The sequence below is a fragment of the Aliivibrio finisterrensis genome, from assembly GCF_008933155.1.
Lineage (GTDB): Bacteria > Pseudomonadota > Gammaproteobacteria > Enterobacterales > Vibrionaceae > Aliivibrio > Aliivibrio finisterrensis.
This window is the reverse complement of the sequence record NZ_WBVP01000036.1, coordinates 1-11,735: the sequence shown is the minus strand read 5'-3', so window position 1 is coordinate 11,735 and position 11,735 is coordinate 1. Positions and strand designations below refer to the sequence as shown.

At 43.9% G+C, this 11,735-nt stretch carries 4 protein-coding genes; 3 read left to right on the top strand and 1 reads right to left on the bottom strand.

The window, feature by feature from the left end; genetic code table 11:
- The first annotated feature begins 22 nt into the window (after positions 1 to 22).
- Positions 23 to 5,998, top strand: coding sequence for a hypothetical protein (locus F8B77_RS16930; RefSeq protein ID WP_151656823.1), 5,976 nt, complete (start codon positions 23 to 25; stop codon positions 5,996 to 5,998).
- A 121-nt stretch (positions 5,999 to 6,119) separates the two neighbouring features.
- Entirely contained in the window at positions 6,120 to 6,371 is a 252-nt protein-coding gene (locus F8B77_RS16925; protein WP_151656821.1) for a hypothetical protein, read from the top strand.
- Between the two features lie 125 nt (positions 6,372 to 6,496).
- Here the strand turns inward: F8B77_RS16925 and F8B77_RS17565 are convergent, their stop codons facing one another.
- A complete protein-coding gene (locus F8B77_RS17565) occupies positions 6,497 to 6,637 on the bottom strand; it encodes a hypothetical protein (protein WP_167512853.1) in 141 nt (46 codons plus the stop codon).
- A 323-nt stretch (positions 6,638 to 6,960) separates the two neighbouring features.
- Here F8B77_RS17565 and F8B77_RS16920 point away from each other — a divergent pair.
- Positions 6,961 to 11,735: hypothetical protein (locus tag F8B77_RS16920; protein ID WP_151656819.1), on the top strand; the 4,775-nt coding region annotated here is incomplete at its 3' end.

The window sequence follows — 11,735 nt, the reverse complement described above, 5'->3', positions numbered from 1 at the left end:
CGCTAGCATTAATGGCGACACAGTGAATGTTAATGTGAGTTACCAAGGCAGTGATTCGAGCTTGACCATGATGATGCTCTTGCCAGTCGATAGAAATGCGAGCAATAGCATTAGTTGGATGGTGGAAAAAGGCGGCGTACGTTACTCAACGGTACAAAGTGTTGACGTGGCGGATGTAGTCAATCCGCTTGCCATTGATAACCTAACAGTACGAGTGGCTAATACGTCGATTGCTGATGCCGATTTGTTTGCCGATTTTATGGGACTCACTGCACTGTCAACGGATGCGACAACGTTGAGTTTATACCGCAGTGAACTCGCCAATAATGCAGTCTCTAGCTTGGCTGGCTTGGAAAGCTTGATAGCGGACGTCAATGTGAGTGCTACTGCCTTTGTTGCTCTACAAAACACACCAAACGCGAATATCACGATTGAACAAATCCAAACCTTGTTGCCAGCACAATATTTGGCAGCGAGTTTGATCGCTGAATACCAAGCGGCATTGGCAAGTAATGTGTGGAACACCCCAGATGAAGTGCAAACCTTGTTAACCAATGTCAATTTCGATAATTCGACTGATGCCGACGGTGATGGCATTGAAGACAGTGTCGAGCTAGCGCAATTTAGCGACCCGAGCGATGCCAATCATCCGATTTACCTAGGTCAAATAGATACAGACAACGATGGCATCTTAAATGGTTTAGATACCGATTTGGATGGCAATGGCACAGCGGATGAAAACGAACTCTATGTCACGCTTAATTCCGGTGTTCTCTCTGGTATCGTCGATGGTCTCCCTATCCCTTATACCACAGACAGCAGTGATGGATGCCCTGACAGCGCCGCGCCAACCCAAACGGTCGGCAATATCGCACTTGTATATCATGATGTCGCCTACGGCTGTAGCTATGCCAATGCCGCTTACAGCGCCACCCAATATACCGTTAGCGAAGGGATCAGTTATCAGTTCAATACCGCGATACCTTTGTATCAAATTGGCCCCTCTCAAGTGGCACCTACTGGATTCCTTTTAAATGAAACCTACCCAATGCTGCGTTTGCCGCGTGATGTGAAGTACGACATTTATGAGGTGACCTTAAATGGCAGTGATTGGGTTGCGACCAAATTACAAACCGTTGAAGTCGATGACATTCCAGATGATAACTGGTTGTTCATCAATCAAGATGTGAGTGAGCGCACCACGGCATTGAACCTCATGGCGGTGCCAGAAGATTTAGATCTCTACGGTGAGCTGATTTCTAACTTTAGCTTCACCCAGCTCAACAATGACGATACCCGTTTATCTTTCTCTACCCGCATCAACTTTGATGCTTGGCGTTATCGTCTAGATGGTGGTGAATGGGTGACAACGACAGCCTCAAGCGTTGTCTTAACAGGATTAAGCCTTGGCCTGCACGCGGCAGAAATGGAATTCATTGATGCCGATGGCAATCCAGTGACGGCGATTCCTCCGCAAACCACAACAGCGGAAATCTATCCAGTCGAGAACCTCACGCATGATAACCGCTTATCTTTTGATTACACCAATCATTACACCGGTAGTGAATACCAAGCGGTTGCGATGTTACCTGGTTCAGGTTTAACGGGTCCAAGTGTTTTAGAAAACCCCAATTGGTGGGAAGAGGCTGAAATTGAAACTGGTTTCACCGTGGAGCTTAAAGATGCCGTGGGCAATGTCTATCCTGTGACATTAAAAGGGCATCGTATTTACAATCAAATTCAAACAGCGATGCACTATGTCACCATCCCTGGCGAGCCATCGCCGAATTTTGATACGGTCAATTATTTCCAGATCTCATTAGATAGCACCAGCTTTGCGGCATTGCCAACAGGGGCGCGTTATCAATCAGGTGTGGTGAAACTCCGTTTTGTTGCCGCAGGCGGAGACGATGTCTCGATGTATCCGTTCACCATTGATTTTGATTTGGCACACAGTGATCTTGATAACGATGGTCAGGAAGACGGTATTGACACCGACATGGACAATGATGGTGTGCCAGATAGTGTGGATATTAATAGTTACAGTATGACGTCAGACACGGATGGCGATGGCATGGGTGATGGCTTTGAAACCACCTTTGGATTAGATCCGCTCACGGCAGACAATGAAATGGGCGATTTGGACGGTGATGGCTTCACCAACTTAGTGGAATACCAAGACGGCTCCGATCCGACGGATAGCAGCAGTTTTGATACCGACCATGACGGCATTCTTGATCCAAATGACGCAGAGCCAACCGTGTGGAATAATCTTGCAACAGGGGAACGCTTAGGTACCACGACTATCTCAGCAACACATGAACGTACGGAATACACCTCGCCAGTGGTGCGCATCACAACTGAAGCGCATACGCGAAGTGAAGATATGTATGTGCCATACGAAGACTACAACTTCCACTTGAATCACCATTCGTCGAACTACATGCCAAAAGTGGCGTACTCAGCAGTGAGTAATGGCACCAAAGATGGCGTAGTGTGGCAAGATCAAACGACGATGGCGCTGTATTACAGCGAATTTAACGCCGATAGTACACACAACCGCACCATCAGTTTGCCAAATGGCGCTAATGAGAACCTATTGTCAGCGGCGAGTAATGGTAGTGACGATATTGTGTATGGTTTAGCCGCCACTGGCGGTGCGACCGGCGGAGTTACCCCAACGACAGCCCGTTTGGTTCGATACAATTTAACGAGCCAAACAACCGTCGTTGAAAAAGTGCTGAATACCAGCGATACCGGTACAGGGGCGTTGAATATTTGGAAAGCAGGCTACTACCCAAGCAAATTGGCGTGGTCTGGCGATACTATCGGCATTAATCTTGTGCGTACTTATCTCCGTACTAGCGATGGATTAAACCACCAAGGTGGTTGGGCTGCGACTTTCGATGCGAACAACCTCGAAGTGACCAAAATCTGGGGGCAGATCGCGGGTCACCAATTAGGTGGAATGTTAACGGTGGATAGCCAAGGCAACTTTATTTCAACCGTTCTTGGAGATGGTGCTCCTCGAGGCTTTGATATCATTCAATGGAATGAAAATGAGATGTATTCGCAAAAGATACTTCGTGTAAAAGCAGAACATGGCAAAATCGCGACGAATCGTTTGGGCAACTTAGTTGATGAATATACCGAAATTTCCACGCCAACGACGACGTATTACAAATGGTCAAATGATACCTATACCTACTCAGAGCCAGGTGGTGTGGTTGAAATGGACGACCGTTTCATTAGTTTCATGACCAGTGAGCGTGGTCTTCACAATCATGAAACCGGTCGAGCGCACAACAAGTCACGTAATATCGCCGTGGTGTCAACGGGTAAAAATGTCAATGAAAATAAATACTTAAGCTTTGGTGAGTATGAGGAGATGAGCTACTATGGTTTTTACAGTTTCTATACCAAAGTCACCAACCGTAATGTGTTATGGATAACAGATTTTACCGATATTCAAGAGAATGTGAGTCGTGTGAAGCCATTGAAACTTGCCGATGATGTCATCTTGCTCTTGATGGAAATTCATAACTATGGTGGCTATGACTACAGCGCCTACATGATGGTAAATAAAGAATTGCAAGTGCTTGTGCCACTCACCCGTATGCGCCAAGACATCATCTTTGGCCGCTCAGATGAACTGCGGGTTGAAAATGGCACCGCTTATGGTTACAGCAGTGCCAATGGCAAATTACAACGCTTTACCATCAGCCTCAATGGCGATCCGACGATTGACAGTGATAACGATGGCTACGGCGATTACTACGAGCAACTCCTTGATAGCGATGCCAACGATCCGAATTCACCGTTAATGAATGGCGATGTAGACACCGACAGCGATGGTATTCCTGATCACATGGATTATGACGACGATGCCGATGGTGTTGCAGATATAGATGACAGTGCGCCACTCGATCGTAACTCAGATTATGATGGGGATGGCTTGAGTGATGGCTATGAAACCGATAATGGTCTCAATCCGATAGATGCGAGTGACGGTGGCGTAGACAGTGATAGTGATGGTATTCGTGATGCCGATGAAATGCTGTTTGGTTTGAATCCGAATGATGCAAGCGATGGCAAAGATGTGGATACCGACAATGATGGCGTAACCAATGGCGAAGAGATCAGCGCCAATACCAATCCATTAGACTCGAACGAATATGATGCCGACAACGATGGTGTTCTGGGGATTTATGATGTTGATGATAACGATCCGCACAGTGATACCGATAATGATGGCCTGACTGACATACAAGAAACTCAAAATGGTTATGATCCACTTGATCCTTCAGATGTGGATTACAGTATCGATGACAATAATGACGGCGTTCCTGACATTTTTGCAGCACTACAAACTAACTTATCCGCCGAAGGAACTATTAACGTTGACAGTTGGCAATTAGGATTACGTCAATTAACGCATATACCAGAATTTACCCACACAGAATTCGTCAATACGCCGCGCCAATTAGATATTGATTTGAGTAGTTTTACAGGTGATGTGTCGTACGAATTTATTGCCCACTTTGCCGAAGATAATTCAGGGAACCTTGAACTCTTAGGTTTACTAAATAATGCTGAAGGTATTAATACTCATTGGGCGATTCGTTTTGAGCAAGGAAGTGGCAATATGGGGGCAACCAAATTTGGTACCGCGGATTACACTTTTGCTCCCGTCAATGGTGAATCGATTGCCAGCCCATATGGCGACCCTGTGCACCTTGTGGTGATTGGTCGAAATGGTAAAACAGAGGCATGGGTTAATGGTGTGCAGGTAGGTGAGATCAGTGCTAATGCGATTTTAATTAATGATGCGAATACACCTTTTGGTATTAATTCAGGCAGTATACAGGGTGATGATGGTATTTACGCGTTTGCAGCCTACAATCGCGCATTGCCGGTTGAAGAAATCCAGTTCCTTCACCGCAAAGCGCTAAGCATCTATTTTGATTTAGACAATGATGGGCTCTTCGATGTGGTTGACCCTGATGACGATAATGACGGTGTGAACGATATTAATGATCGCTTCCCATTAGACGCCACCGAATGGGCAGATGTTGATGGCGATGGCATCGGTGATAATGTTGATACCGACCTCAATGATGGTCCGCTTGCTGATGTAGACAGTGACGGTATTTTAAATGGTGTTGACCCCGATGCGGATAACGATGGCGTCAGCAATGACATCGAAATAGCCGCAGGGTTTGATCTTTACGATGCCAGCGATATCGACTTCTCGATTGATACCAATAATGATGGGTTTGCCGATATTTGGTTAACCTTGCAAACGGCGCTATCAAGCGGCGATGGTATGGATATTACAGCTTGGTCTTCGCATGTTGCGGCGGCCAATAATCCGCCTGAAGTGGTGGTCGATACCTTTGTTAACCAAAACTCACAACACATGTTGAATTTAAGTGCCCTTGCAGGGGAGGTGTCTTACGAATTCGTATTGAAGTTCCCAACCGATCCGAATAATTCATTAGCGATAATGGGTAATAATGCCAGTGGTTGGAGTTTGCGGTTTGAGCAGTGGAGAAACTCCAATCAACTCGGTTTAACTCGATACGGTGGTGGCGATTATACTTTTAATGCCGTATCTGGGCAGTCGGTTACGTCTCCTTACGGCGCTCCTGTGCATTTGGCCTACATCGCACGTGGTGGTGTCAGCGAAATTTGGGTTAATGGCGTGCAAGTGGGGCAATTAACCGAAGCGTTATTACTTAACCACACCAGTGTGCCGCTTGGTATTATGGAAGGGTCGGTACAAGGCGACGAAGGCATATATGGTTTTGCTGCCTATAACCATGCGCTTTCCGCTATCGAATTGAATGCCGCTTATGAAAAAGCCATGAGTATTGATCAAGACACCGATGGCGATGGCATCTTTGATCGTCTCGACCCTGATGATGACAATGATGGCTATCTTGATAATGGCGAGCCAGACACTACAGGCTATGGTACCGGACAGGTCGTATACTGATATGTTGTATCTATAGCCAAACGGCTTAATCAAGTTGTTAATGTAGCTTTTTGGAGTTGAAATGTATTGCAGGATTGTATTTTAGACTACAATTAAGGTAACTTTAATCGTGGGTGCACTTATGAAAATCAAAATATTAACTATTATTTTACTAAGTTTTCCAACCATTGTTTCGGCACATATTAATCACATTGATCCTAATGATATTTGCTACTTAAAAGTGAAAGAAATAATGACATATATCTATAAGCTCGACCCTAGCAATGAGAAAGTCCAAACGATATCAGAGAAAATGGATGACATCGATCGTTTAATTGATGAAAAAAAATATTGTGATGCGGAAGATATGATAAAGAGTCTACTTAGACAATAAAAAGTCTGTAGAACATTGAAAATTATTTATTTTTATGAAATAAGGATAGGATAAGGGTACGAATGTACTTTGCTAGTCTGATGTAAATAGAAAAGAGATTTTATCATCTTTGTTCTATACAGTGGTTATTTTTTTCCTCTCGATGCTCGTTTTTGTGCCATTGCACCATCATTTACCAATATCCCACGACAGTACCCCATGACCATAGTCGCTGACGACCAGCGACCAGCGACCAGTTTGCTGCACTTGTAAGATGGTGTATCCATCGTTCAATAAATCCAGATAAGCACAAATTCTTGCACTGCAGCTACTAAATTAGCTATACCAACTCTGCCCAAATTGAGTTTTTTTATTGGTTATTTTTAAAATATCATCTAATTTTATAATGAGGTTAGCTTAAAAAATTCACTTTAATATAACGAATATCGCTGAAATTAAAGTTTGACCTCTGTCCACTAAACAGAATGCAAAAGCTTCAATTAAATAATTAATCCAAAGTAGGATTCGTATTAATTATTTAATGGCTATCTTCATGGTCACTCCCTTAAGAGGGAATCATTTTACCAGAGAAATATATCAAAGGTGAAGTATGTATAATTTTTCATATCGACAATACGCACTAAAAGGCGGCCATTTATCGGTAAGTATCCATCGACGAATTATGATGCTATTTCGTGGGTTGATATTATTGTGCATCACCTCGTTTTCACAACCCGCACTTGCATCATTATCTGTGATTAACGATTGGGTAATGTCGGTGCCAGGTGCTAAAGCACCCACCGCTTCGGACTATCAAGCAACTTTAACGCTAACAGATACCACTATTGTCGTGGAATTAAATGGACATTTAAGGTTCGTTCATCAAATTGATGCGATATGGCCATCAAATGGCAGCGATGCAACAAAAACGCAGTTTTTGCAGGATATGGTTAATGGATACGAGGCCATACATCCTTGGATACAGGGAGTTACGGGTGCACAAAGGCCAACTCTGCAAAATTATATTGATTCAAAACTTGTCGCTTCTGGTGATGTTACTAATAGTGATATAAATTATATCAACGATCAAGTTATCCCTTTTGATAACAAAATGAATCTCTATCATCTGTATGGGGAAAGCATCCTAAAAGAATATCAAGCTATGCTCAATTATGCTAACGGTTCTAACTTCCTCATACCTTCTACTGACAGTTACAGAGCTCTTAAAACGACGATGTCAAAAGTTGATAAGATCGTTGTCCAAGCAGCTGAATTATCGAAGGAGCTAAATTTAACTTCCATTAATGATATTCGAGCAGCTGTTGTTTCGTATTACACCATCTACGACCATTTTGTTTCCCGTAACACTATCCCAACCCTAAGCGACTATCATAACATCGGTTTAACGTATCTAACTTCACAAGATCAAGTGGACTCAATAAATAACTACGTCAGGGCTTTTAGTATAAGGACGTTTGCTGAGATTAAAAGTGTGGCATCTCGGACTATTATACAGCTTGAATACCCAATTCCTTTAACTCAAGGTTCAACCATATCACTTTCATTACCGGATACGGTTAGATATCGTCAATCTCAGGTCGATTGGTACAGTTATGATGGCGTGAAGGAAACTTTGCTTCAAAGCAATCAAAGGACTTATTCAATACAAAGTGGACAGCTGCACTCCGGCGATACCGTATTTGCGAGAGTAAACGCGGGAATGAATCAATATGACACGAAGCCAACGGGGGGGTATGTAGGGGACTCTGGTAGCGATGTTGATATTTCCTTAACCCACAACCAGAGTAACACTCATGCACCAACAGGTAAAACACTTGAGATTACCAACGCATCACTGCTAGTTAACGGAACAGTGGTGGCTAGTGCGCCAACCTACCAATGGTTTGCGTTTAATAAATATGAGGATTTCGGGCAACCCAGTACGTCTTTAGCTAGTGAGGTAACGCTGAATTCACAATCTACTAATCGCGGGTACAAAGTAAATGATGCTGAACAGGCGGGTTTTTATGCTGTTGAAGTTACGTTTAACCATTCCGGGCAGAATCATAGTAAAGTCCTTACATTTCCTACCTCTCAAGTTCTATTACCTGAGCAGAATGACGACCCTCAGTATTATGAGAACCTGTTGTTAAACGAGTTGAATTTACGTTCAAACTTGAAGGTATGGCTAGATGCTACGGATGAACAAACACTATTTTCAGACTCCAATTGCACTACGCCAGCAAATGATGGTGACTCTGTTGCCTGCTGGCAAGATAAATCTGTAAACGGAGCTAATTTTTATGATTTAAACTCTCGCGTAACAGGTGGATTAGGGGCTCCTTCATCGAAGGCCTTCGGTAAGCCAACATACATTAGCGCATACAACAAGTTTTCAGGCGCTTCGGCAGTAAATTTTGATAGAACAGATGCTGCGGCATTGGGGCACAAGTTAGTGCAATCCGAACATTGGAGCGGAGATTACTCACTGGCTTATGCTTTTGCTGTTAATAAGGAAATTCTTAGCAACAGCAACTCTAATAAGGCTAAACGCAATGTGTTCAACACTAATATTTCTGGCTCATTTGTAGCTTCCTCCTATATCAGTCGTTTTGAAACAACCGGCAGTGCAGTTACAGAACAGACATTCCACTATACTGATGTTCACAATAACTGGCTTTTTCTGTATAAGCAAGAATCCATAAATGACGACTTACTCTCGCCACGGGTGTTTGGAGCTCAAGCAGAATGTATAGTTAACCCTGACAACAGCACACAAGAACTTTGTCTTGTGGATTTTAGACGAGATGGTGCTGTCGAACATACCGGACAGGCAATAAATGGAACAGACATGTTTCAGAGCTATGGTCTCAATGCGCAACAACAGTTTAATACCAGTACTACCGGTGATATGGCGTTTCAAACGCTGATGATTTTTGATAAAAAATTAAATGAATGTGAAACTTATTTAGTTGATAAGTATTTAAGTTTGAAACTAGGAAAAGCTCTAAAATCAAGCTTTAACTTTGGTCAGTCTAGAACGGGTTTCACAAATAGTTCCCGTATCCTAGGGTTTGACCCACTCTACTCGGTTGCATGTCGTCAGGACATCTTCCTAAGTCAAACATCATCGGGTTACATGGATGTTAGCTTTGAAATAGACAACCCTTCAGTGAGTGATTACGACCTTATAGCCCGCGATGAGTACTTGATAGTTGGTCACAATGGCGCTGATGTTGCAAGCCCTATAGATATTAGTACCATGAGCTCTCCGCCTTCGCTGCCGGCTGGTTCGAGTGTTACCACTGTGCTTGAGCGTAAGTGGCTCGTGGATTTTAAGTCTGTCTCTGGTGTTGCTGACCCTATCAAACAGGTCAGTCTCAAATACGATTTTACCCTTGCGGGGCTCGATCTGTCTGTACTAAACTATCCCAAGCCTTATCTAGTTATCCAACGTGGTAGTGTACCCATAGAAATTGAGGGGCACTACCAAGGCGCAGATTCTGTTGCTTTTGAACCCATTGATTTTCAGCACGGTGATACTGTTCAGCTTGCCTTCAATACAAATGTTGCTAATACCGCCCCAACCAGTAGCAACCATTCGATTTTTATCGATAGTCCGCACGCTTTTTCCGCCAATGATTTTGCTTTTAGTGATCCCGATAACGATGCTTTGTACCAAGTTCGCATCACCTCCTTGCCGACACAAGGCACATTGACGCTTAATGGTTCGTCGGTAAGCAACGGCGATGAAATATTAGTCAGTGATTTAGCCGATTTGAGCCTAAATTTTGACAATACGGCGACCTTACCCATTGTTCTGAAATACGAAGTCTCAGATGGATTTCAATGGTCGAACGAATCCGACTTATCGATTAATCAACTCAAGATTTATCACCAGCTCTCTCCAAAGCATGTGACATATCGTGTGCGTGACGAGTTAAGCATTCATACTTTAGCTGAGTTGAACTACCAGCCCTTGTCGGTCAGTGTCGACTATGTGTGGTGGACGGTAAACAGTGCGAATAATATCGGTGAATATTATGACCCAATTCAGCATACCGCATTATCCGTTGAGGACAGCTACACCATCTCCCCGTCAAGCGTGGGGAAGTATTTGTTAATCCAAGCTGAATATACCGAACCCAACTCTGGACAAAGTGTGAAAAGTATTCTTCCGATTGGATTTATCGAAGCCGCTGATGCACCGACACGTCCAACAGTACCTTGGGCCAGTCAGTTAAATGTCAATAGCCAATATGTCTATGAGAACTTGACCATTGTGCCTGAGCTCGCACTGCGCGATGACAACGAAGTATTGCCGCCAAATGTTGAGTATTGTTTTTACGACGAAGATACTAGTTCAGTGTTGCAGGCGTGTGGCGCAGCAGACACGTTTTTGGTGACGAGCGGTGACAAAGACAAAACCATCCGAGTTGAAGCGATTTTGACAGATTCAAATAGCCTGACTATTGAGGCGCAAACATTAACCGCCTATCTCTTCCCAAGAGCAACGTCCAACAACTTGAGTCGTCCGGTCATTTCGCCAACTCGAGATCTTACCTTGAACAGCATCATTAGTTTAACTTCCGAGCCACGCTTTCAAGCATCCGGTACAATGTTTCAGTGGTACCGCTATAGAAATGGTCAGTACACCCCGATCAATGGGGCGAACGGAGACAGTTATACGATCTCCTGGGCTGACATGAGCGCAACGATTCTGCTGCAAGTCACCGTGGATGATAATGGTGTCATGGTGCCAATTGAATCAAACATGACTGAGAATGTAGAATATCAATTAGCGGTTGATATGGTGTTAGGTCATGAAACACCATTACATGTCGATGATGAAATCACCTTATTGAATAAAAGCGCTGTAGAACAAGCTGTGCAAGGGGTCTTAGCGCAAAATGGCAACTTTGAGGCTAGTTATACCTGGCAGTACAGCCCTAATAATGGCACCAGCTGGTTTGACCAAGCGACGTATGACTCCATTAAGCCTTTGATTTCGTTAGCTGATAATCGAATCTATCGGTTGCGTTTAGATATTGGCGATGGTCTAGCACTAGTAGTCGTTTACAGCAACAATTCACCCGCCGTACAAAGCGGTCTGAGTTATAATATTGACTTTGGGCCATTGAGTGCTCCCATCCAAGATGTGTCTTATGATGTTTATTCTCAGCTTACTTCGTCAGCGAGCACCAGTTATGACTCTCGTACTCACCAATGGTCACGGGTCGAAGCGGATGGCACCCTAACGCCACTCTCCACTGATGGCGCTTACACCCCAACCAGCAATGATGTGGGCTTTGTATTGCGTGTGACCATTAGCTACCTTGATGCTAGCAGCAATGTATTGGTGTCTAGAGCCGTTGAAACGCCGCC

Coding starts and splice junctions, on each gene's coding strand:
- F8B77_RS16925 (WP_151656821.1), top strand. CDS start 6,120: ATGAAAATCAAAATATTAACTATTATTTTACTAAGTTTTCCAACCATT.
- F8B77_RS17565 (WP_167512853.1), bottom strand. CDS start 6,637: ATGGATACACCATCTTACAAGTGCAGCAAACTGGTCGCTGGTCGCTGG.